Origin of the sequence: Streptomyces sp. NPDC017246, from assembly GCF_044331325.1 — a bacterium.
GTDB lineage: Bacteria > Actinomycetota > Actinomycetes > Streptomycetales > Streptomycetaceae > Streptomyces.
This window is the reverse complement of record NZ_JBIRMW010000017.1, coordinates 152,855-174,830: the sequence shown is the minus strand read 5'-3', so window position 1 is coordinate 174,830 and position 21,976 is coordinate 152,855. Positions and strand designations below refer to the sequence as shown.

Genomic DNA, 21,976 nt, shown 5'->3' with positions numbered 1-21,976 from the left:
GACCCCCCACTGACACCCGCGCCGGCGGTGACGAGGCACTGCCGGGACGCGTCAGTCGGCGAGCGCGGCGCCGACCGTCGCCTGGATGTACGGGAGCGGATTGCCCGTCCCCGTCTCCTTCGCGTTCAGGGAGTAGACGACGCGGTGCCGGAGGTCCCTGGTGGCGAAGAAGCCGCTGTCCCAGCCGGGGCGGGAGCCCGTCTTGCCCCAGGCGACCTTCCCGTCCGCGAGGTTGTGGCGCATGAGTCCGCCGACGCTGTAGCAGGCGTCTCCGCCGAAGCAGTTCTTGTTGCCCGCCGCGCTCTTCACCCGCGGCACGTCGAACACCAGCTTCTGCTGCGCGGGCGGCAGCAGACGGCCCCGGAACAGCGCGGTGAAGAAGCGGTCCAGGTCGGCGGCGGTGGAGATCATGCCGCCGTCCGCCCACGGATACGCGCTCTGCTCCGTCACGTCCTGCCCGCCCACGTACACCGTCGCGTGGGGCGCGGGGATGCTCAGGTCGTCGGCGTCGGGAAGGCTCGTGTGACGCAGCCCCAGTGGCCGGATGATCCTCCGCTCCAGCTCACCGGCGAAGGAACGGCCCGTGACCTTCTCGACGATCAGACCGAGAGCGAGGGAGTTGAGACCGTTGTACTGCTGCTCCGAGCCCGGTGCCGGCGGCGCCTCGCCGGCCGCGGCGAACGACTCCCGCAGCGTGTCCTTCGGCGTCACCGACACGAACCGCCACCCCGGGCCGTCGGCCGGGCTCGGGGTCCTGGCGGGCCTGGGCAGGCCACTGGTGTGGTCGAGGAGCTGCCGCACGGTGACCCCGCCGTACGCCTCCGGCACGACCTCGGGGAGGTATCTCCGCGCGGGAGCGTCGAGTTCTATCCGGTGTTCGGCCACGAGCTGGAGCACGACGGTGTGGGTGAACGTCTTCGTGACGCTGCCGATCCGGAAGTGCGCGTCGGCGGTGACCGGCCCGGCGGTGACCGCCTCGCCGTCCCGTCGGACGAGCGCGCCCGCGATGTTGTCGTCGGGCAGGCGGCCGAGGATGTCGTCGACCGTGAGGGGGTTCGCGGCCGCGGGGGCCCCGGCGGCGGGCGCGACGAACACCACCGGCGCAACCCGGGTGCCCGAGGAGGCGACCGGGACGGGGACGGGGGCGGCGACCGCCGCGGTCAGGCCCGCGCCGGCGGTGACGGCCGTGGCCAGAGCGAGGGTGGTGGCGGCGAGAGAAAGGCGCATGGACGTTCTCCGGAGCGGTGTGGACGCGTGACCTGCTGACACCTCGACTCTGCTCCCCACGAGGGCCGCAGCCCATCGGTGATCACCCTGACCGCACCCTGGCATCCCCCCGGCGCGCCCCCGAGAGCCGCCCCTGACAGAACACCCGCCACCGGGGACGCGGCGGGACCCGACGAGGACCCTGCGGCGACGGCCGCGCCCTCAACGACCCACTGTTGAGCGTGCGTTGCTCGCCCGTTGGGCCTCGCTGACAGCCTCGTGGCGTACCGGGAAAACCGGTCCACGAGAGACGGAGCAAGCAATGAACATCAAGCGTTCCCTCGTCGCCCTCGGCATGGCGGCAGGCGTCGCCCTCGGTGCGGCGGCCGTGGCGCCGGCCGCGAACGCGGCCCCCTCGGGCTGCGCCAGCGGCGGGCTGTGTGTGTACTGGCAGGCCTACTACGCGGGCAGCGTGCAGACGGTCTACCAGGACAACACGAACCTCACCATGTACACGAACTTCCAGACCGCGAAGGACGGCTCGGTCTTCAACAACGGCAACAGCTGCAACGTGACCATGTGGAAGAGCACGGGCTACCAGGGCACGGGCTGGCGCCTGGACCGCGGTACCGGGTTCGACCGCATCGGCGACAACCTGAGCACCATCGGCTCCAACAAGTGGTGCACGTACTAATTCGATGAGCACCAGGAGACGGTCCACCGCCGTGGCGCTGCTTCTGGGTCTCGGTGCCGCCGGATGCTCGGCATCCGGCGGCACCGCCGCGCCCGGCCCCGCGCCCCGCCCCGCACCGCGCCCGTTCCAGGGCGTCACCTACTACTCCGCACCGCAGCGCGCGGCCCTGCACACCGCGGAGGAGGAGCTCGTCGCCGCCTGCATGAAGCGGCGCGGCTTCACCTACCGCCCCCAGCGGCCGGTCACCGGAGACCGCACCGCCGACGCCAACCCGTACGGGCTGCTCACCGTCGCGCAGGCGACGCACGACGGCTACGGCATCACGAGCACCGCGCTGGAAGCGAAGCCGCCGGTGGACGCCAACGCCCGCGAGGGCGCGGACAGGCGATGGCGGGATGCCCTGGTGGGCACGCCCGCGCACCGCGTCGATCTGCCGATGCCGCTGGGCGGGACGTTCTTCCACCACGCGGACTCCTGCGTCTCCGACGCCAAGTCCCGGCTCTTCGGGCCCGACTACTACAAGCTCTACAACTCCTTCCAGGTTCTCGGCGACGCGGTGATCGAGAAGGTCCGGACCGACCGCCGCTATCTCGCGGCGCAGGCCTCCTGGAGTGCCTGCATGGAGGACGCGGGAGCGAAGGCGGGCGGGTTCGGCGAGCCGCGGACCGCGGTGGACCGGCAGCTCCGGCAGGCCGGGCAGGACTCGGCCAAGGTCCACGCCGTCGCGGGCGTCGAGCTGCGGCTGTCCAGGGCGGACGCCGGCTGCCAGGCCGGGATCGGCCTCTCCGCCGTCGTCTCGGCGGCGCAGTACGACGCGGAGAAGACGCTGGGCGCCGGGTACGCCGACGAGCTCGCCGCGCTTCAGGCCCTCCGGCGGAAGGCGCTCGCGTCGGCGAACCGGTCCGTCGCCCCGAACCGTTCCGTCGCCCCGAACTGAACCGGGGCGGCGGATCACGGCCCGGGAGGAGCGAGCGCTTCCCGGCCGGGGCCCTACTGCCCCAGCCTGTACCGGATCTTCTTGACCAGCTCCTTCAGATCCGGCTGACGCAGCAGGCTGTAGTGGTCGGCGTCCAGCTCCACCACCGTCGGCGGGCGGGTCGACCAGCCCGTCGCGTTCTCCAGGAACGAGTAGTCGTCGCCCTCCGCCTTGAAGAGGGTCACCGGGCACGCCACCTGCCGCTCGGCGAGCTCCCGGAAGGTGTACGTGAACTCGAAGGTCTCCTCGACGATCGCGACGATCCGGCCGATCAGCTCCGGGTCCAGGGACGGGAGGTCCGCCGCCACCCGTGCCACGAACGCCTCCCTGTCCTTCGCCTCCACCGTCGGGTCGACGAGGCCCGCGAACACCGAGTACAGGATCGCCACGAACGCCGGATTCCCGTACGAGGCCCCGTCCGCCTCCGACGACGCCCGGACCTTCGGCGAGCCCGGAGCGATCAGGAACAGGTTCTCCACCTGCTCCCCCGCCGCCTCCAGCAGGTGCGCCGACTCGAAGGCCACCCGGGCGCCGAAGGAGTAGCCCCAGAGCGTGTACGGGCCGGTGGGCTGGCGCCGCCGGATCGCTTCGACGTCCGCCGCCGCCATCTCGCGGATCGTCGCGTACGGCTCCTCCCCCCGGTTGATCCCGTACGCCTGCACCCCGTAGAAGGGGCGGTCGATGCCGATCTCCTCCGCCAGGTGCCGCAGGTTCATCGTGTAGCCGCCGAGCCCCGGCCAGCAGTAGACGGGCGGCCGGCCGCCGGCCGCGTGCAGCCTGACGAGACGGGAGGCGGGGGTCGCGGCCGCGCCGTCCAGCCGATGGGCGAGCTTCTCGACCGTGGGACGGTCGAAGAGGATCTGGAGCGGCAGCCGCGCGCCGAACTCCCGGTTGATCCTGGTGACCAGCGCGACGGCGATGAGGGAGTTGCCGCCCGACTCGAAGAAGTCGTCCAGGACCGAGACCGCCTCGACCTCCTCGTACTTCAGCGCCGACGCCCAGATCTCCGCGAGCCTGCTCTCCGTACGCGTACGGGGCGGGACGTGCGGGCGGCCGTGCAGACCGGCGTTGACCACGGCCAGCTCGCCCAGCGCCCTGGTGTCCACCTTGCCGTTCGCCGACAGCGGCAGCCGGTCCAGGACCACGACCCGGTTCGGGATCATGTAGTCCGGCAGGTGACGGACGAGGTCGTCGCGGATCATCTCCGCGGGGCCCTTCATGTGGACCGTGTCCTCGTACATGCCCTCGCTCAGCCGCTGCTCCTCGCCGACCCGGCCGCCGACGAAGAAGTACGAGGGGCCCGTCGGCCGGCCCGCCGCCGTCAGGATCTCGTCCATCCGGCAGGCGGCGGGGAGCGGATGCCCCGACTTCGAGCTGTATCCCGAGGCCATGAACCCCAGCCCGTGATCGCCGAGTTGGAGCCGCTGCAGGACTCTTCCCAGGTCGATGTACGCGCGGCTCGTGTCGGCGGTGCGGCTGATCACCGTGATGCCGAGCGAGGCCCGCTCGTACACCGCCTGATTGATCGCGATCACATGCTTCTTCTCGACGAGCGAGGGGGCGATCTGCCGCAGGGCGCCCGCCTCGTAGGCGTACTGGGCCGGTGGAAGGTCCGCCACCCCGCCCGGGTGCGCCTGGACGTAGACGTCCACCTCCGGGTCCGTGCGCTCCGCGCGCGACTCCTCGTCGTACGGGACCACCTCGAAGGCCGACTCCCCGTACGGCCTGATGTCCAGGCCGTACCCCGGCAGGACCTCCTCGAACAGGCCCACCATGTGGCCCGTCTCGATCTCCAGGACCTCCTGGATGTTGTTCCTGTAGACCGGTTCGATCACCGACCGCCGGCCCCGGAACGCGAGACGGAGGTACGGGTCGCCGCCCGCCGTCGCGCCCTCCGTGCGGTACAGCTGGTGCCGGACCGGGTGGTAGTAGTAGGTGCCCGGGTCCAGACCCGCGATCCCGCGCAGCTCCACATACAGCCGGGTCGCGTACAGCGCCCCCGGCGAGGCGTAGCCGTACTTCGGGAGCAGCCGCTCCTCGCTCGTGAACTGACCGAACCAGCGCAGCAGTTCCCCCAGGTCCGCCGCCGTCAGGCTGCCCACCGCCCGGGAGCCGATGCCCTCCGGGCGGCGGGCCAGTGCCGCCAGGACGTCCGCGCGGGTGACCTCGCCGCCCTCGTAGAAGCGATAGGTCTTGCGGGCGAAGACCGTACGGCGCATCCGCTCCGTGGGTGTGATGCCGGGCAGGGCGACGGCGGGGAGGCCCGCCAGCTCGGTGTCCGGGAGCGTGCCCGCGTTGGAGAGCTGCGCCCTGACCTGGAGCTTGGACTCCTTGGACTGGTGATGGGCGCCGTGGTTGCCCTGGTCCATCAGCGCGGCCTCCTTCGGGGACAGCTCCACACAGGCGACCAGGTTCTGGAAACCGGTGCGGGGCTCGTCCTTCACGATGACGGCCGCGTTCTTGACCCAGTCGTGGTTCTCGACCGCCAGCGCGATCTCGTCCAGCTCCACACGGAAACCGCGCAGCTTGATCTGGTTGTCGGCGCGGCCGGCGAACTGGACGGTGCCGTCCTCGTTCCGATGGGCCAGGTCGCCGGTGCGGTAGAGGCGTTCGCCGGAGTCGGTGGTGAGGAAACGCTCCGCCGTCAGCTCCGGCCGGTCCAGGTACCCCCGCGCCACCTGGACCCCGCCGATGCACAGCTCGCCGTCGCGTATGTGGAAGGTCGTGTCGTACGCCGGTCTGCCGATGGGTATCGCGGCGGGGGCGGTGACATCACCGGCGGCCGCGGCGACCGCGGCACGGTCGACGGTGTGCGAGGAGGCGTTGATCGTGCACTCGGTGGGGCCGTAGAGGTTGATCAGCTCGGTGTCCGGGAGCTCCGCCAGGAGCAGGGCCGCGAGGTTGCGGGAGAGGATCTCGCCTCCCGAGTACACGCGGCGCAGCGTGGTGCAGGTACCGAGGCGCTCGGTGTCCACGAGGGCCTGGAGCAGGGTCGGGACGCCCTGGAGCATCGTCGCGCCGTGCGCGCGGACGGCGTCGACGAGACGTTCGGGGTCGCGGTAGACGCCGGGCGGGCCGACGGCGACCCGGGCGCCGACGGCCGGAGCGAGGATCTCCCACTGGGCGGCGTCGAAACTCGTCGGGGTCTTCTGGAGGACGACGGCGGAGGGGCCGAGCTGGTGCTCCGCCCTCATCCAGCGCATCTGGGCGACGATCGAGCGCTGCTCGATCATGACGCCCTTCGGCCTGCCCGTGGAGCCCGACGTGTAGATGACGTACGCGAGGTCGCTCTCACCGATGTCGTACGCCGGCGTCTCCTCCGCCTCGGTGCGCCCGGCGTGCCGGACGGCGTCGCCGAGGGTGACGACGGTCGTGCCGGGCGGGGCCAGATCCGTGACGCGGTCGCGGAAACGGTCCTGGGTGACGACGATACGGCTGCCGCTGTCCTCGATCATGTAGCGGACGCGCTCCTCCGGGTACTCCGGGGAGAGCGGGACGTAGGCGGCTCCCGAGCGGAGAACGCCCCAGGTCCCGAGGACGAGTTCGAGCGACGGGTCGACATGGACGCCGATACGGTTGTCCGCGCGCGCGCCGAGCGAGCGGAGGTACCGGCCGAGGACCAGGGCGCCCTCCGACAGCTCCCGGAAGGTGAGGGTCTCGCCCTCGAAGACGACGGCGGTGGCGTCGGGACGGTGCAGGGTCTCGGTGTGCAGGAGCCGGTCCAGCGTGCGGGGCATGAGGGTCCCTTCGGGGTCGGGTCGGCCGGTCGGCCCGCCGGTCGGCCCGCCGGTCGGCCGGGGCCGCGGGGGCGCCGGGGGCGCCGGCCCCGGGGGCGAGGTGTGCCCACCCGTGCGAGGCCCACGGCTCTGGCAGTGAGGGGGCCGGCGCACGCTACGAGCCCCGGCCCCGGGCCGCTGCCGGAGGGGGGCCGGGCAGGGGCGGGGCCGGGGTGTCGCGGGGGCCGGGGGCGGCACGGTTCTCAGCGGTAGATCAGGAGCTCGTGTTCCGTCGCGCCGGTCAGTTCGTAGCGGGTTCTCACCAGGGGGCGGCCCGCGTAGATGCGGATCAGGGTCGACGCGTCGCCCTCGAAGGTGGCCGCCGGCCGGCCTTCGATGGCGTTGCCCAGGGACACCCGGGTCGTCGCGCGGTCCTTCAGGACCCCCACCAGGCGGGGGGTCTCCCGTTTGCGGCTCGTCACCGAGAGGAGCGGGAGGGCCAGGTCCAGGCTCGGGCCGCAGTAGGCGTGCGGTTCGCCGAAGGCCTCCCGTACGTCTCCCGCGTGGACCCATTCGCCGAGCGCCACCGCGTCCAGGCGGCCGTCCTCCCGCCCGGCGATGACCGGGCCCGCTTCGGTCAGGCCGCGTTCCAGTTCGTCGAGGATCCGGCCCAGCGGCCAGTCCTCGCGCTCGGCCACGTCGTACGCGTTCGCCTCCGGCAGGAACACGCCCTCCTCCAGGCGGTCCTCGACGATCCTGACCAGGGCCGCTCCGCAGTGCGCGAGGACCTGCCTCGCCGTCCACCCGGGGCACGCGGTGCGGAGCTCGTACGCCTCCTCCGGTGTCCGGCGGAGGAGGGGCATCAGCAGGTCCCGTTCCGTCCTCAGGAGCCGGTCGGGGAGCCACGGGTCGCGCCCGTCATCGTTCGTACACATCAGTAGCGGTAGTGGTCCGGCTTGTACGGGCCGTCCACCGGGACCCCGATGTACGACGCCTGCTCGGGACGCAGGGTCGTCAGCCGGACGCCGAGGGCGTCCAGGTGCAGCCGGGCGACCTTCTCGTCCAGGTGCTTCGGCAGGGTGTAGACGCCCACCGGGTACTCCGCGGGCTTGGTGAACAGCTCGATCTGCGCCAGCGTCTGGTCGGCGAAGGAGTTCGACATCACGAAGGACGGGTGGCCCGTCGCGTTGCCGAGGTTGAGGAGGCGGCCCTCGGAGAGCACGATGACGACCTTGCCGTCCTCGAACGTCCAGGTGTGGACCTGCGGCTTGACCTCGTCCTTCACGATCCCGGGGATCGCCGCCAGGCCGGCCATGTCGATCTCGTTGTCGAAGTGGCCGATGTTGCCGACGATCGCCTGGTGCTTCATGCGGGCGATGTCGGACGCCATGATGATGTCCTTGTTGCCGGTGGTCGTGACGAAGATGTCGGCCGTCTCCACCACGTCCTCCAGGGTGGCGACCTGGTAGCCGTCCATCGCCGCCTGGAGCGCGCAGATCGGGTCGATCTCGGTGACGATCACCCGGGCGCCCTGGCCGCGCAGCGACTCCGCCGAGCCCTTGCCGACGTCGCCGTAGCCGCAGACGACGGCGGTCTTGCCGCCGATGAGGACGTCGGTGGCGCGGTTGATGCCGTCGATGAGGGAGTGCCGGCAGCCGTACTTGTTGTCGAACTTCGACTTCGTCACGGCGTCGTTCACATTGATCGCCGGGAAGAGCAGCGCGCCCTCGCGGTGCATCTCGTACAGGCGGTGGACGCCGGTCGTGGTCTCCTCCGTCACGCCGCGGACGGCGGCGGCGATCGTCCCCCAGTCGAGGGCGGTGTCGCCCAGCAGCTCCAGGATGACGCGGAACTCGTCGTTGTCCGCGGTCGACGGGTCGGGCACGGATCCCGCCTTCTGGTACTCCACGCCCTTGTGGACGAGGAGGGTGGCGTCCCCGCCGTCGTCCAGGATCATGTTGGGGCCGTCGGCGCCGGGCCAGGTCAGGGCCTGCTCCGTGCACCACCAGTACTCCTCCAGGGTCTCGCCCTTCCAGGCGAAGACCGGGATACCGGCGGCGGCGATCGCGGCGGCCGCGTGGTCCTGCGTCGAGTAGATGTTGCAGGACACCCAGCGGACCTCCGCGCCCAGCGCGACCAGGGTCTCGATGAGGACGGCCGTCTGCACGGTCATGTGCAGCGAGCCGGTGATCCGCGCCCCCGCGAGGGGCCGCGTCGCCGCGTACTCGCGGCGGATGGACATCAGTCCGGGCATCTCGTGCTCGGCGAGGGTGATCTCCTTGCGGCCGAACCCGGCGAGGGTGATGTCGGCGACCTTGTAGTCCGTGAATACGTCAGACATGGACAACGCTCCTTGCGCTCATGATGGTTCGGTGGATTTCCAGGGCCGCCGTCGACTTGTTCAGCGTGATGTAGTGCAGGCCCGGCGCGCCCTCGTCGAGCAGCCGCAGGCCCATCGCGGCCGCGTGCTCGACGCCGGTCCGGTACGCCGCCGCCGGGTCGTCCTTCGCCGCCTCCAGGCGGTGTGCCAGGTCCTCGGGGAACGCGGCGTCGCTCAACTCGGCGAAGCGCCTGATCTGGCGTACGTCGGTGGCCGGCATGATCTCCGGGATGATCGGGGTGTCGCAGCCGGCGGCGGCGACCCGGTCCCGCAGCCGCAGGTAGTCCTCCGGGTCGAAGAACATCTGGGTGATGGCGTAGTCGGCGCCCGCCCGGCACTTGGCGACGAAGTGCGCCAGGTCGTCCGACGGACCGGCCGATCTCGGATGGCCCTCGGGGAAGGCCGCCACGCCGATCCGGAAGTCGCCCAGCGAGCGGACCAGCTCGACCAGCTCGTAGGCGTACGTGAATCCCCTGGGGTGCGGGGTCCACGCGCCGCGCGGGTCGCCCGGCGGGTCGCCGCGGAGCACGAGCACGTCCCGCACTCCCGCGTCGGCGTACGCGCCGATGATCGCCCGCAGTTCGGCCACCGAGTGCCCGACGGCCGTCAGATGGGCGACGGGCCGCAGGGTCGTCTCGGCCGCGATCCGCTTCGTGACCTCGATGGTCCGGTCGCGGGACGAGCCGCCCGCGCCGTACGTCACGGAGACGAAGTCCGGCGAGAGGGCCTCCACCCGGCGGATCGCCTCCCACAGGGTCCGCTCGCCCCGGTCCGTCTTCGGCGGGAAGAACTCGAACGAGAAGGTGGGGTTCACAGGCGTCGGCCTCCCGCGTTGAAGTAGCTCGCCTCGGGGTGGTGGACGACGATCGCGTCCGTCGACTGCTCGGGGTGCAGCTGGTACTCCTCCGACAGCTCCACGCCGATCCGCTCCGGGCGGAGGAGCGCGGCGATCTTCGCCCGGTCCTCCAGGTCGGGGCAGGCCGGGTAGCCGAGGGAGTAGCGGCAGCCCTGGTACTCGGTGCGCAGCATCCCTTCGATGCCGGCCGGCTCCGAGGCTCCGGCGATGCCCCATTCGGTGCGCACCCGGGCGTGCCAGTACTCGGCGAGCGCCTCGGCCAGCTGGACGGACAGGCCGTGCAGTTCGAGATAGTCCCGGTAGGCGTCGGCGGCGAAGAGCTTCGCCGTCGCCTCGCCGATCCGGGAGCCGACGGTGACCACCTGGAGGGCGACGGCGTCGATTTCGCCGGAGTCCTCGGAGCGGTGGAAGTCGGCCAGGCAGAGGCGGCGGCCCCGCTCCTGGCGGGGGAAGGAGAAGCGGGTCCGCTCGCCTCCGTCCTCGTCCAGGACGATCAGGTCGTCGCCCTTGGACACACAGGGGAACCAGCCGTAGACGACGGCCGCTTCGAGGAGGTGGTCCGTCTGGAGGCGGTCGAGCCAGGCGCGCAGCCGCGGCCGGCCCTCCGTCTCGATGGTCTCGGTGTCCTTGAGGCCCCACTGGCCCTTGAAGAGGGCGGTCTCGTCGAGCCAGGAGGCGTACTCGGCGAGCTGGATGCCCTTGACGACCCGGGTCCCGAGGAAGGGGGGTTCGGGTACGGGGTTGTCGGCGGCGACGTCGGAGCGGCCGGCGGGCTCGGGCTCGCGTGCCTGTGTGACGAGGGCCGGGGTGTCCCGCTTGGGGACGCGGCGCGGCTTCAGCGGCGGGAGTACGGCGCCGGGGACGCCGCGCTTGACGCCCATGAGGGCGTCCATGAGGCGCAGGCCCTCGAAGGCGTCGCGGGCGTAGCGCACCTCGCCCTGGTAGATCTCGTGCAGGTCCTGTTCGACGTAGGCCCTGGTGAGGGCGGCGCCGCCGAGGATCACGGGGAACTTCGCGGCGAGTCCGCGGCCGTTCAGCTCCTGGAGGTTCTCCTTCATGATCACGGTGGACTTCACCAGGAGACCGGACATGCCGATGACGTCGGCGCGGTGCTCCTCGGCGGCTTCGAGGATCGCGGAGACCGGCTGCTTGATGCCGATGTTGACGACGTTGTAGCCGTTGTTGGAGAGGATGATGTCGACGAGGTTCTTGCCGATGTCGTGGACGTCGCCGCGGACGGTGGCGAGGACGATCGTGCCCTTGCCGTCGGCGTCCGTCTTCTCCATGTGCGGTTCGAGGTGGGCCACGGCGGTCTTCATGACCTCGGCGGACTGGAGCACGAACGGAAGCTGCATCTGGCCGGAGCCGAAGAGCTCACCGACCGTCTTCATGCCGTCGAGCAGGATCTCGTTGACGATCTCCAGGGCGGGGCGGACCGTCAGGGCCTCGTCGAGGTCCGCCTCCAGACCGTTCTTCTCACCGTCGACGATCCGGCGCTTGAGCCGCTCGTCCAGCGGCAGGGCGAGAAGCTCCTCCGCCTTGCCGGCCTTCAGGGACTTCGCCGTCGCCCCCTCGAACATCTCCAGGAAGCGCTGGAGCGGGTCGTACCCCTCCCTGCGGCGGTCGTGGATCAGATCGAGCGCGACCTCGACCTGCTCCGGCTCCAGGCGGGCGATCGGCAGGATCTTCGAGGCGTGGACGATCGCCGAGTCCAGGCCCGCCTTCACGCACTCGTCGAGGAAGACCGAGTTGAGGACGATCCGCGCCGCCGGGTTCAGACCGAAGGAGATGTTGGACAGGCCCAGCGTCGTCTGGACGTCCGGGTGGAGCCGCTTCAGCTCCCTGATCGCCTCGATCGTGTGGATGCCGTCCCTGCGGGACTCCTCCTGACCCGTGCAGATCGTGAACGTGAGGGTGTCGATCAGGATGTCCGACTCCCTGATCCCCCAGTTCCCGGTGAGGTCCCCGATGAGCCGCTCGGCGATCGCCACCTTCTGCCCGACACTCCGGGCCTGGCCCTGCTCGTCGATCGTCAGCGCCATCAGCGCCGCGCCGTGCTCCTTCGCCAGGGCCGTGACCTGCGCGAACCGCGACTCGGGTCCGTCGCCGTCCTCGTAGTTGACCGAGTTGACGACCGCGCGGCCGCCGAGCTTCTCCAGACCCGCCCGCAGGACCCCGACCTCGGTCGAGTCGAGCACGATCGGCAGGGTGGACGCCGTCGCGAACCGGCCGGCCAGCTCCGCCATGTCCGCGGTGCCGTCCCGGCCCACGTAGTCCACACACAGGTCGAGCAGGTGCGCGCCCTCGCGGATCTGGTCCCGCGCCATCTCGACACAGTCGTCCCAGCGCCCGTCGAGCATCGCCTCGCGGAACTTCTTCGAACCGTTGGCGTTGGTGCGCTCGCCGATCGCCAGGTACGCGGTGTCCTGCCGGAACGGCACATGGCTGTAGAGGGAGGACGCGCCCGGCTCCGGCTCGGGACGCCGGTCGAGGACGGCCGCGCCCCGCACCCGGTCCACGATCTCCCGCAGGTGCTCCGGGGTCGTACCGCAGCAGCCGCCGACCAGGACGGGCCCGTACTCGCGGACGAACGTCTCCTGCGCGTCGGCCAGTTCGGCCGGCGACAGCGGGTAGTGGGCGCCGTCGGAGGTGAGGACGGGCAGGCCGGCGTTCGGCATGACCGAGATCGGGACACGGGCGTGGCGGGACAGGTGCCGCAGATGCTCGGCCATCTCGGCCGGGCCCGTGGCGCAGTTCAGTCCGATCATGTCGATGCCGAGCGGTTCCAGGGCGGTGAGCGCCGCACCGATCTCCGAACCGAGCAGCATCGTGCCCGTGGTCTCCACCGTGACCTGCACGATCACCGGCAGGTCCACCCCCACCCAGTCCAGGGCGCGGCGGGCGCCGATGACGGCCGCCTTCGTCTGGAGCAGGTCCTGCGAGGTCTCGATGAGCAGCGCGTCCGCGCCGCCCCGGATCAGGCCCTCCGCGTTCTGCTGGAAGGCCTCCCGCAGCGGCTCGTAGGTGACATGGCCCAGCGTCGGCAGCTTCGTACCGGGGCCCATGGATCCGAGGACCCAGCGGGGACGCCCGTCGGCGGCCGTGTGCGCGTCCGCCGAGGCGCGGGCGATCCGGGCACCGGCCTCGGACAGCTCGTACACCTGGTTCTCGATGCCGTACTCGGCGAGCGCGGCCAGGTTCGCCCCGAAGGTGTTGGTCTCGACGCAGTCCACACCCACCGAGAAGTAGGCGTCGTGGACGGAGGCGACGATGTCGGGGCGCGTGAGGTTGAGGATCTCGTTGCAGCCCTCGAGATTCCGGAAGTCGTCCATGCTCGGGTCGGCGGCCTGGAGCATCGTGCCCATCGCCCCGTCGGCCACCACGACCCGGGTCGCGAACTCCTCCCGCAGCGACCGCCGTGCGGTACTCACGCCGGCCCCCGCGATGCCCTCATGACAGCCCCCTCAGATGAGTGACGAGCGTGGCCGTGCAGCTCGTCCCGTACGTCGTCCTGATCCGGTCCAGAAGCGGATCCCGGTGCAGCCGGTACTCCTGCGTCCCCACGTAGTCGAGGACGGTCGCCGCGACCGCGCAGCCCAGCTGCGCCGCGCACCGCTCCGGCACGCCCCACAGCCAGCCACCGAGGAACCCGGACCGGAAGGCGTCCCCGACCCCGGTCGGGTCGACGACGGCCGCGACCTCCACCGCCGGCACGGCCAGCGGCTCCCGGCCCTCGCCCCGGATGCGGACACCCGCCTCGCCGTGGGTGGTGATCCAGGTGCCGACCCGGCGCAGCACGTCCGCCTCCGCCCAGCCGGACTTCTCCAGGAGGAGCGCCGTCTCGTACTCGTTGGTGAACAGGAAACGCGCCCCGTCCACCAGCTCCCGCACCTGCGCCCCGTCGAGCCGCGCCAACTGCTGCGACGGATCGGCGGCGAAGGGAATCCCCAGCTCACGGCAGGTGCGGGTGTGCCGGAGCATGGCCTCGGGGTCGTCCGGGGAGACCAGGACCAGTTCCAGCCGGCCGGTCCGCGCGACGACCTCCCTCAGGTCGATCTCGCGCGCCTCGGCCATCGCCCCCGCGTAGAAGGTGGCGATCTGGTTCTGCGCCCGGTCGGTCGTACAGACGAACCGGGCGGTGTGGAGCGACTCGCTGACGCGCACCGAGTCGGTGTCCACACCGTGGTCCTTCAGCCAGACCCGGTACGGCTCGAAGTCGGCGCCGGCGGCGCCCACCAGTGTGGGTCGGAGTCCGAGGACACCGAGTCCGAAGGCGATGTTCGCTGCCACTCCGCCGCGCCTGACCTCCAGGTTGTCGGCGAGGAACGACAGCGAGACCCGGTCGAGCCGGTCGGCGAGCAGCTGCTCGCTGAACCAGCCGGGGAAGGTCATCAGATGGTCGGTGGCGATGGATCCCGTGACAGCGATGCGCATGTCCCTCAGACCCCTTCTCCCGGACGGACCGCCTTCTTGAGGGCCTCCACGCGGTCCGTGCGCTCCCACGTGAACTCGGGGAGCTCACGGCCGAAGTGGCCGTACGCCGCCGTCTTCGCGTAGATCGGACGCTTGAGGTCCAGGTCGCGGATGATCGCCGCCGGGCGCAGGTCGAAGACCGCGCTGACGGCCTCCTGGATCCGCTCGTCCGGCAGGGTGCCCGTGCCGAAGGTCTCCACGAAGAGACCGACCGGTTCGGCCTTGCCGATCGCGTACGCCACCTGCACCTCGCAGCGGCGGGCGAGACCGGCCGCGACGACGTTCTTCGCGACCCAGCGCATCGCGTATGCCGCCGAGCGGTCCACCTTCGACGGGTCCTTGCCGGAGAACGCGCCGCCGCCGTGCCGGGCCATCCCGCCGTACGTGTCGATGATGATCTTCCGGCCGGTGAGTCCGGCGTCGCCCATCGGGCCGCCGACCTCGAAGCGCCCGGTCGGGTTCACCAGGAGCCGGTAGCCGTCGGACTCCAGGCTGACGCCCTCCTCGACGAGCTCCTTGAGGACGTGCTCGACGACGTACTCGCGCACGTCCGGGGTGAGCAGGCCCTCGACGGAGATGTCGGCGGCGTGCTGCGAGGACACCACGACCGTGTCGAGGCGGACCGGGCGGTCCCCGTCGTACTCGATGGTGACCTGGGTCTTTCCGTCGGGCCGCAGATAGGGCACGGTGCCGTTCTTGCGGACCTCGGTGAGCCGGCGCGAGAGCCGGTGGGCGAGCGCGATCGGCAGCGGCATCAGCTCGGCCGTGTCGTCGCAGGCGTAGCCGAACATCAGGCCCTGGTCGCCGGCGCCCTGCGCGTCGAGCTCGTCGCCCGCGCCCTCGACCCGGGACTCGTACGCCGTGTCGACGCCCTGCGCGATGTCCGGCGACTGGGCGCCGATGGACACCGAGACGCCGCAGGAGGCGCCGTCGAAGCCCTTCGCGGAGGAGTCGTAGCCGATGTCGAGGACGGCCTCGCGCACCAGCTTCGCTATCGGCGCGTACGCCGAGGTGGTGACCTCGCCCGCGATGTGCACGAGACCCGTGGTGATCAGGGTCTCCACCGCCACCCGTGAGGACGGGTCCTCGGCGAGCAGGGCGTCGAGGATGGTGTCGCTGATCCGGTCGGCGATCTTGTCGGGGTGTCCCTCGGTCACCGACTCCGAGGTGAAGAGGCGGCGGCTCATGCCTGGACCTCCGCCGGGGTCTTGAAGAAGTGCTGCTCGATGGCACCGAGGGTGCGGATGGACTCGACCTCCAGGGTCTCCATCTGGATCGCGGTGCCGCTCTCCTGCTCCAGGAGGAAGACGAACTCGACGAAGGACAGCGAGTCGATGAGCCGGTTCTCGATCAGGTCGAGGTCGGACGCGATGTCGTCGCGCTCGGGGTGACGCTCGAGGATCCAGTTCTTCACCGTCTGCAGGCCGTCGGCCATGGTTGCTCTCCTTTAGCTGCTGCTAGCTACTGCTGCTGGATACGGAAGGGGTGGGGGCGTACGAGGGGGTGGGGGCGATGATCGGAGCGGCCACCGCCACCGCGTAGTCCACGTCGTGGCTGATGGACACGGTGATCTCGGTGATGCCGGACTCGGCGGCCATCTCGGCGGCCGCGCGGTGCAGCTCCACGAGCGGCCAGCCGCCCTCGGAACGCCGCACGACGATGTCCGGCCAGGGCAGGAACCTGCCCCTGACCCGTAAGGTCTTGAAGGCCGCTTCCTTGGCCGCGATCCGCCCGCACAGGCTCAGTACGTCGAGCCCGGAGGAGGTACGGCAGTCGGCGAGCTCGCCGGGGGTGAGCATCCGCTCGAAGAACCGCTCCCCGTACTGGGCGAGGAGCCTGCGGACACGGTTGACGGACACGATGTCCATGCCGAGGTTCGCCCACCCCAGGCCGCCCGCCGGCGGGGCGGCGGGACGGGCCGGCACGTCAGATCACCGGCCCGGCCGCGCCACTCGCATCGGCCCGCGTCCGGGCGTTCGCTTCGAGCACCGCCTCGGTGGCGGACTCCCAGCTGCCGTGGCGTCGGGTCAGTGCGGACAGCCATCGTTCGAGGCCGAAGGCGACGCAGCTGGTGAAGGCCGGTCCTCCGGTCGACTCCAGGGTGATGTCGCACCGGTCGCCGAAGAAGTTCCGGTGGGTGTTGACCGAGGCGATGGCCAGGTCCTCGTACAGGAACTCGTACTTCACCGGGGTGAGCCGCTGGAGGAGCGCCTTCGAGCTGCCCTTGTCGAAGAAGGGGTCGCAGGCGGCCTCCCTGCGCAGCGGCAGGTCGAGCGCCGCGGCGAAGGCCTGGATGCGGGTGGTGAAGTCGGCGAGGTGCGTCTCGGCGTGCTCGCGCGCGCCGATGGCGACGATCTCCCGCATGCGGAAGCCGAGTTGGCGCCGCATGCCCTCGTAGTGGGTCTCCTTGCGGAAGCACCAGGAGCAGATAGTGACGAGGGTGTCGTCGGCGACCCGGGTGCCCCGGTGGTCGAGGTAGACGGCGTAGCAGGACGCCGAGGGCAGTCCGAGCGCGGCGGGTTCGAGTGCCTCGCCGGGGAAGCGGCCGGTGTCGGCGGAGAAGGGCGCGTCCGTCCGGCGGTCCAGGTCGAGGGCGGTGGCGACGACCGCCTGGTGGGGGAAGTTGTCGTAGTAGTCCAGCTTCGCCAGGTCGGCGGCCGGCAGGAGCGGGGGCATGGTCATCGGGCGGGCGCCCGCGGTCACTCCCCAGCTCTCGAAGGTGTCGTCGAGGAGCCGCAGGAGGCGGGTCCCCTCGGGGCCGAGCGAGGGGAGGCCCCTCGTCGAGCCCGCGTTCTCCCCGGCTTGCGCGGGGGTCGTCACGGTCATGGTCTCTTCACCTCTCGGGTGGGAGGTCTCGCGGGCCGCTCAGACGACGGGCAGGGTGTCGTCGGAGAAGATCCCGGTCTTCAGGAAGAAGGCGAGCGGCTTGCGGACGGCCTTGCGCTCGTGGGCGCGGCGGCTCGGGTCGGCGACCAGCGCGTTGCGCAGGGCCAGCGGGTCGGCGATGCCGGCATCGCGGTACACGTGGGGGTTGTAGAGGGAGTTGATGCTGTAGACGACGTACCGCTTGAGGTACGCCTCCACCTCGCGGACCCGCTCGGCGCCGACCGCCTGGCACATCCGGCCGTACAGGAGGGAGACCAGCTCGCGTCCGAAGGCGATGTGGCGGGACTCGTCCTGGTGGTGGATGCGGTTGACCTCGCGGATGGTGTGGCAGAGCGAGGTGTCCTTCGCCATCCGGGCGTTGTAGTGGTCGACGAGCTCCTCGAAGAAGAGGATGCGGGTGAAGACCAGGAAGTTCTCGACCTCCGGCTCCCAGGCGGCGTCGGCGCGCATGCCGGTGGAGCCGTAGATCTTGTTTCCGTAGCGGCGGCAGAACTCGGAGAAGAACCACATGTGTTCGTTCTCCTCGCCGATGAAGTGGTGGAAGAAGTCCGAGGGCACTTCGAAGCCGGGCATGTGGATGCGGCCGACGACCTCGATGAGGAGTTCGCGGATGCCGTGCACGTTGAGGCTGTAGAAGTTGACGGACTCCCACTTCGACAGGCGCTGAAGCGTTTCCTCACCGAGGGTGTCGTAGTGTTCGGTGCCATAGACGGTGAGCAGCTCCGGAGTCATCCAGAAACGGTTCTCCTCCAGCGTCTCGGGCCACTGGAAGGTCTGGTACGGGTTGTAGTAGTCCTCGACGGAGCGCTCGCTGAGCCGCTCCAGGACCTCCATGAACCGGTCGGTGACGGGCAGGGGGGCGGTGGCGCCCATGATGGTTCCTCCAGGCTTCGGGGTGTTCAGGGCCGGACTTCGTAGACCGCGTTCACCGGGGTCTCCGTGGCACGCCGCCAGCGGGTGAAGCCGGCCTCCTCCGCGATGGCCCGGAAGGCCTTCTCCCCGGAGTGGTTGCCGAGCGCGTGCGGGCCGCGCTGGGCGACCGCGACGGGCAGGCACATGACGGCGGACAGGGCCATGAACATGCGGGCGGCGGGCGTCTGGGCGTCGATGTCCTGCGGGGACACGTTCGACTCGACGAGCATCCAGGTGCCGTCCGCGTCCAGGGACTTGTGGACGTGCTGCGCGGCGGCGACCGGGTCGCCCATGTCGTGCAGGGCGTTGAAGAAGCACACCAGGTCGTAGCCGGAGCCCGGGTAGTCGTCGGCCGAGGCGACCTCGAAGACGACCCGCCCGGAGAGTCCCGCCTCCTCGGCGAGCTCCCGCGCGATCGAGATGGCCTCCTCCGAGTAGTCGAAGCCGTGGACGGTGGCGTTCGGGAAGGCCCTGGCGATGAGCAGCGTGGTGTGGCCGACCCCGCAGCCGACGTCGGCGACGGTGCCGCCGGCGTCCAGCTTGCCGGTGACCTCGTGGAGGGCGGGCAGCCAGTCCGGGACGAGCTTGTGCTCGTACGTCGGCTGGAAGAAGGAGCCCATGCCGGTGTCGAGGGCGGCGTCGTGCTCGGCCCAGCCGACGCCGTCACCGGTGCGGTAGGCCTCGACGAGCAGGTCCTCGGTGGCGTACAGCGCCTTGAGGGCGGTGAAGAACCCGGCGGCGTACGTGACGGCCTTCGGGTCCGCGAGGACCGCCACGTGGTCGGCGGGGAGCGTGTACGTGAGGGAGCTCGGGTGCCGCTCGACGTACCCGGCGGAGAGCTGGGCGTGCAGCCACTCCTCGATGTACCGCTCGTTCGTGCCGGTCGCCTCCGCGAGCTGCACGGAGGTGAGCGGGCCCCGCTCGGCCAGCGCCTTGTAGAGGCCAAGGCGCTCGCCGAGCGCGACGGTCAGACCGCGGACGGCCGCGCCGGCGTCGGTGATGACCCGCTGGTGGAAGTCCTGGGCGCTCATGCCGCCGCCTCCTCGAAGCCGTGCGTGCCCGGAAGGTCGCAGGTGAACAGGAAGGACCGGGGCACGCCCGGGACGGAACGGGCCGGCACCGGGTAGGGCCAGCGGTCGAAGTCGGCGCCCTCCTCACCGGGCTGCCTGACCTCCCGTACGGCCCAGCCGCAGTCGGCGAGCAGCGCCTCGGGCTCCTCGGTGCCGAAGAGCCACGGGTTGCCGTCGTCCTTCAGGGCGGAGAGGAAGGTGCGGGCGAGCGGATTGACCAGGGCGGCCCTCGAGATGACGTCGCCGAGCAGCACGGAGCCGGGAGCGGCGTGCGCGGAGAGCGTCGAGATGAGGGTCCGTACGGCCTGCTCGGGCAGGAAGAACAGCAGTCCCTCCACCACCCACAGGACGGGCTCCTCGCTCTTCCAGCCCGCCTCCTTGAGGGGGCCGGTCCAGTCCTGCGTCAGGTCGACGGGGACGGTGATCCGGGTGCGGCCGGCGGGCTGCGGCTCGTCCTTGAGCATCTCGGCCTTGGCCTCCAGGAGGGCCGGGCGGTCGAGCTCGTAGACGGTGACGCCGTCGGGCCAGGGCAGCCGGAAGAAACGGGTGTCCATGCCGGCGGCGAGGAAGACGACCTGGCGGATGCCCCGCTCCTCCACCGCCTTGACGATGGCGCGGTCGAGGTAGGTGGTGCGGATCGCGAGGAACGGCACGGTGCCGCCCCCGGCGTAGCGCTCGAGCAGTTCGAAGCCGATCCGGTCGGCGACGGTGCGCGCGTAGGGATCGGCGAACAGCCGGTCCTCGCGCTCGGTCTCCAGGGCGCGCGCGGCGGCGGTCCACTGGGCGGTGCGGGATACGGCCTCCACAGGAGGTCCCCCTTCACTTCGGTGGATGTACGGGGCTTCGGACGGGTCCGTGCGTACGGAGGGGTCCGGTCGCGCGGACGGGTCCGGGTGTACGGACGGCCGTGTTCAGGGGCCCGACGAAGGACGGCTCGTCAGGCGCTCATGACCGGGACACAGGTCTTGGCCGGTCGCACACAGGCGACGGGGTCCTCGGCCGCGGGCATCGACGACAGATGGTCGGCCTCGGAGTCGGCGGGGCGCCGGCGGAAGATGCTGTGCAGGATCATGCTGAACACGGCCGTCCCGTCGGGGGCCACCAGGGTGCACCGCGGTTTGACGGTGCCGGTGGCGGGGTTGAACGGCGACGGGGTGGAGCCGAGGATCTCGACGCGCGCGGCGAGGACGTCGCCCGGCCGGACGGGCCGCAGGTAGCGGACCTCGTCGATGCCGGGCGAGCCCATACAGGCGCTGTAGGCGAGCAGTCCGTCGACGTAGCGGCGCATGAACATCGCCTGGGTGTGGAATCCGCTCGCGATCAGGCCGCGGAACTGCGACCGCTCCGCGAGCGCGGGGTCCGTGTGGAAGGGCTGCGGGTCGAAGCGCCTGCCGAACTCCAGCACCTCCTCCGCCGTGACGGTGACGGCGCCCAGCTCGTGGACGTCGCCGGGCCGGAAGTCCTCGAAGTAGCGCATCGCGCGTCCCCCTTGACCTAGGAGTGGTCTTTCCCTGGCACACACCAATCTACGAATCGACCATTTATTTTGTCAACCCAAAAGAAGGGTTTCAGAGAGGTTGTCCGAGGGCCTGTTCGACATCGGCCCAGAGGTCCTCGACGTCCTCGATGCCGACCGACATCCGCACCAGGCCGGGCGCGATCCCCGCCGCGCCCAGAGCCGCCTCGTCCAGCTCCCGGTGCGAGGTGGACGCCGGATGCGTCACCAGGCTCTCCACCCCGCCCAGGGAGAGCGCGAGCCTGGCCACCCGTACGCGCTCGACGAAGGCCCGGCCCGCCTCCCGGCCCCCCGCGAGCTCGAAGGAGAGCAGCCCGCCGCCGCCCGAGAGCACCGTGCGGGCCCGGTCGTACGAGGGATGGCCGGCGAGCCACGGATAGTGGACGGCCGTGACGCCCGGATGGCCGGCGAGCCGCTCGGCGAGGGCGGCGGCGTTGGCACAGTGCTCACGCATCCGCAGCGGCAGGGTGGGTATCCCGCGCAGGGTCAGCCAGGCGGCGAACGGATCCGCGCAGGCTCCGAGTTCGACCGTCCGGGGCCACACCCGGCGGCGCAGCCCGTCGTCCGCGAACACGGCGGCGCCGCCGAGGACGTCCGAGTGCCCGGAGAGGTACTTGGTGGTCGAGTGGACCACGATGTCGGCGCCGTGCTCCAGGGGACGGCACAGCACGGGCGAGGCGAGCGAGTTGTCGACGACGCTCGTCACCCCGAGCGCCCGGGCCACGGCGAGCAGCCCCGGCAGGTCGGGCACCTGCCCGGTGGGGTTGGCGACGGTCTCCAGCACGAGCAGCCGGGTGGCGGGGTGCACGGCGGCGGCCTCGAACTCGGCGGGATCGTCGCCGGATATCCGTACGACCTCGATGCCGTACCGCTCGGCCAGGTCCCCCAGGACGGCATGGGTTCCGCCGTACAGACAGCGCTGGGCCACCACCCGGTCGCCGGGCCGCAGCAGGGCGAGCAGCACCCCGCTGATCGCCCCCATGCCGGAGGCGAAGGCGATGGCCCCGGCGCCGCCCTCCAGGCCCGCGAGGGTCTGCTCCAGGGCCCGCACGGTCGGATTGCCGCGGCGGCTGTAGACGTACCGCCCGTCGGGTCCCGCCATGGCCTCGGCGAGCTCGGCCGCGGACTCGAAGGCGAAGGCGGAGGATTGCACGAGAGGCACGGAGAGCGGCCGACTGCCGCTCGGAAAGGGTTCGTTGACGACATGGACGGCACGGGTGTTCAGTTCCACGGTGTTCCTCTCCCGATACGGGAAAGGGGCCGCCCGACGTCCTGGTGACGGACATCGGGC

At 71.2% G+C, this 21,976-nt stretch carries 18 protein-coding genes; 2 read left to right on the top strand and 16 right to left on the bottom strand.

Features of this window, described 5'->3' with window-relative positions; all coding sequences use genetic code 11:
* Nucleotides 1-51: 51 nt before the first annotated feature.
* Entirely contained in the window at nucleotides 52-1,227 is a 1,176-nt protein-coding gene (locus tag ACH4MY_RS31910; RefSeq protein ID WP_398007395.1) for a serine hydrolase domain-containing protein, read from the bottom strand.
* Nucleotides 1,228-1,528: 301 nt separating this feature from the next.
* On the opposite strand from ACH4MY_RS31910, the gene ACH4MY_RS31905 reads away from it, so the two are divergent.
* Both ACH4MY_RS31905 and ACH4MY_RS31900 read left to right on the top strand, forming a co-directional pair.
* Entirely contained in the window at nucleotides 1,529-1,900 is a 372-nt protein-coding gene (locus ACH4MY_RS31905) for a peptidase inhibitor family I36 protein (RefSeq protein WP_398007393.1), read from the top strand.
* Nucleotides 1,901-1,904: 4 nt separating this feature from the next.
* A complete protein-coding gene (locus tag ACH4MY_RS31900; RefSeq protein ID WP_398007391.1) occupies nucleotides 1,905-2,837 on the top strand; it encodes a hypothetical protein in 933 nt (310 codons plus the stop codon).
* Between the two features lie 53 nt (nucleotides 2,838-2,890).
* Here the strand turns inward: ACH4MY_RS31900 and ACH4MY_RS31895 are convergent, their stop codons facing one another.
* The 15 genes from ACH4MY_RS31895 to ACH4MY_RS31825 all read right to left on the bottom strand — a co-directional run bounded on the left by ACH4MY_RS31895 (nucleotide 2,891) and on the right by ACH4MY_RS31825 (nucleotide 21,916).
* The gene (locus ACH4MY_RS31895) at nucleotides 2,891-6,613 is read right to left on the bottom strand and encodes an amino acid adenylation domain-containing protein (protein WP_398007389.1); all 3,723 of its coding nucleotides are present in this window, start codon (nucleotides 6,611-6,613) and stop codon (nucleotides 2,891-2,893) included.
* 242 nt (nucleotides 6,614-6,855) lie between these two features.
* A complete protein-coding gene (locus ACH4MY_RS31890; protein ID WP_398007387.1) occupies nucleotides 6,856-7,527 on the bottom strand; it encodes a maleylpyruvate isomerase family mycothiol-dependent enzyme in 672 nt (223 codons plus the stop codon).
* The gene (gene ahcY / locus ACH4MY_RS31885) at nucleotides 7,527-8,933 is read right to left on the bottom strand and encodes an adenosylhomocysteinase (protein ID WP_398007385.1); all 1,407 of its coding nucleotides are present in this window, start codon (nucleotides 8,931-8,933) and stop codon (nucleotides 7,527-7,529) included. The genes ACH4MY_RS31890 and ahcY overlap by 1 nt, the downstream gene beginning before the upstream one ends.
* Entirely contained in the window at nucleotides 8,926-9,786 is an 861-nt protein-coding gene (metF, locus tag ACH4MY_RS31880) for a methylenetetrahydrofolate reductase [NAD(P)H] (protein WP_398007384.1), read from the bottom strand. Before metF ends, ahcY begins: the two co-directional genes overlap by 8 nt.
* On the bottom strand, nucleotides 9,783-13,259 hold the full coding sequence (metH, locus tag ACH4MY_RS31875; protein WP_398007382.1) for a methionine synthase: 3,477 nt from the start codon (nucleotides 13,257-13,259) through the stop codon (nucleotides 9,783-9,785). Before metH ends, metF begins: the two co-directional genes overlap by 4 nt.
* Before the next feature lie 19 nt (nucleotides 13,260-13,278).
* Nucleotides 13,279-14,262 carry a carbohydrate kinase family protein gene (locus tag ACH4MY_RS31870; RefSeq protein WP_398007381.1) on the bottom strand — a complete coding sequence of 328 codons (984 nt, stop codon included), beginning with the start codon at nucleotides 14,260-14,262 and terminating at the stop codon, nucleotides 13,279-13,281.
* Nucleotides 14,263-14,267: 5 nt separating this feature from the next.
* Nucleotides 14,268-15,488 carry a methionine adenosyltransferase gene (gene metK, locus ACH4MY_RS31865; protein WP_398007379.1) on the bottom strand — a complete coding sequence of 407 codons (1,221 nt, stop codon included), beginning with the start codon at nucleotides 15,486-15,488 and terminating at the stop codon, nucleotides 14,268-14,270.
* Nucleotides 15,485-15,736 carry a phosphopantetheine-binding protein gene (locus tag ACH4MY_RS31860; protein WP_398007378.1) on the bottom strand — a complete coding sequence of 84 codons (252 nt, stop codon included), beginning with the start codon at nucleotides 15,734-15,736 and terminating at the stop codon, nucleotides 15,485-15,487. Before ACH4MY_RS31860 ends, metK begins: the two co-directional genes overlap by 4 nt.
* A 22-nt stretch (nucleotides 15,737-15,758) precedes the next feature.
* Complete coding sequence (acpS, locus tag ACH4MY_RS31855) at nucleotides 15,759-16,226, bottom strand: holo-ACP synthase (RefSeq protein WP_398007376.1); 468 nt, start codon at nucleotides 16,224-16,226, stop codon at nucleotides 15,759-15,761.
* 1 nt (nucleotide 16,227) lies between these two features.
* A complete protein-coding gene (locus ACH4MY_RS31850; RefSeq protein WP_398007374.1) occupies nucleotides 16,228-17,127 on the bottom strand; it encodes a hypothetical protein in 900 nt (299 codons plus the stop codon).
* A 39-nt stretch (nucleotides 17,128-17,166) separates the two neighbouring features.
* Nucleotides 17,167-18,060 carry a diiron oxygenase gene (locus tag ACH4MY_RS31845; protein ID WP_398007372.1) on the bottom strand — a complete coding sequence of 298 codons (894 nt, stop codon included), beginning with the start codon at nucleotides 18,058-18,060 and terminating at the stop codon, nucleotides 17,167-17,169.
* A 26-nt stretch (nucleotides 18,061-18,086) separates the two neighbouring features.
* Nucleotides 18,087-19,130, bottom strand: coding sequence for a class I SAM-dependent methyltransferase (locus ACH4MY_RS31840; protein WP_398007370.1), 1,044 nt, complete (start codon nucleotides 19,128-19,130; stop codon nucleotides 18,087-18,089).
* On the bottom strand, nucleotides 19,127-19,975 hold the full coding sequence (locus ACH4MY_RS31835; RefSeq protein ID WP_398007368.1) for a class I SAM-dependent methyltransferase: 849 nt from the start codon (nucleotides 19,973-19,975) through the stop codon (nucleotides 19,127-19,129). The genes ACH4MY_RS31840 and ACH4MY_RS31835 overlap by 4 nt, the downstream gene beginning before the upstream one ends.
* Nucleotides 19,976-20,106: 131 nt before the next feature.
* Entirely contained in the window at nucleotides 20,107-20,646 is a 540-nt protein-coding gene (locus ACH4MY_RS31830) for a MaoC family dehydratase (RefSeq protein WP_398007367.1), read from the bottom strand.
* A 91-nt stretch (nucleotides 20,647-20,737) separates the two neighbouring features.
* Nucleotides 20,738-21,916: a trans-sulfuration enzyme family protein gene (locus ACH4MY_RS31825; protein ID WP_398007365.1), complete on the bottom strand. Its 1,179-nt coding sequence runs from the start codon at nucleotides 21,914-21,916 to the stop codon at nucleotides 20,738-20,740.
* Nucleotides 21,917-21,976 lie beyond the last annotated feature (60 nt).

Coding starts and splice junctions, on each gene's coding strand:
- ACH4MY_RS31910 (WP_398007395.1), bottom strand. CDS start 1,227: ATGCGCCTTTCTCTCGCCGCCACCACCCTCGCTCTGGCCACGGCCGTC.
- ACH4MY_RS31905 (WP_398007393.1), top strand. CDS start 1,529: ATGAACATCAAGCGTTCCCTCGTCGCCCTCGGCATGGCGGCAGGCGTC.
- ACH4MY_RS31900 (WP_398007391.1), top strand. CDS start 1,905: ATGAGCACCAGGAGACGGTCCACCGCCGTGGCGCTGCTTCTGGGTCTC.
- ACH4MY_RS31895 (WP_398007389.1), bottom strand. CDS start 6,613: ATGCCCCGCACGCTGGACCGGCTCCTGCACACCGAGACCCTGCACCGT.
- ACH4MY_RS31890 (WP_398007387.1), bottom strand. CDS start 7,527: ATGTGTACGAACGATGACGGGCGCGACCCGTGGCTCCCCGACCGGCTC.
- ahcY (WP_398007385.1), bottom strand. CDS start 8,933: ATGTCTGACGTATTCACGGACTACAAGGTCGCCGACATCACCCTCGCC.
- ACH4MY_RS31870 (WP_398007381.1), bottom strand. CDS start 14,262: ATGCGCATCGCTGTCACGGGATCCATCGCCACCGACCATCTGATGACC.
- metK (WP_398007379.1), bottom strand. CDS start 15,488: ATGAGCCGCCGCCTCTTCACCTCGGAGTCGGTGACCGAGGGACACCCC.
- ACH4MY_RS31860 (WP_398007378.1), bottom strand. CDS start 15,736: ATGGCCGACGGCCTGCAGACGGTGAAGAACTGGATCCTCGAGCGTCAC.
- ACH4MY_RS31850 (WP_398007374.1), bottom strand. CDS start 17,127: ATGACCGTGACGACCCCCGCGCAAGCCGGGGAGAACGCGGGCTCGACG.
- ACH4MY_RS31845 (WP_398007372.1), bottom strand. CDS start 18,060: ATGGGCGCCACCGCCCCCCTGCCCGTCACCGACCGGTTCATGGAGGTC.
- ACH4MY_RS31840 (WP_398007370.1), bottom strand. CDS start 19,130: ATGAGCGCCCAGGACTTCCACCAGCGGGTCATCACCGACGCCGGCGCG.
- ACH4MY_RS31830 (WP_398007367.1), bottom strand. CDS start 20,646: ATGCGCTACTTCGAGGACTTCCGGCCCGGCGACGTCCACGAGCTGGGC.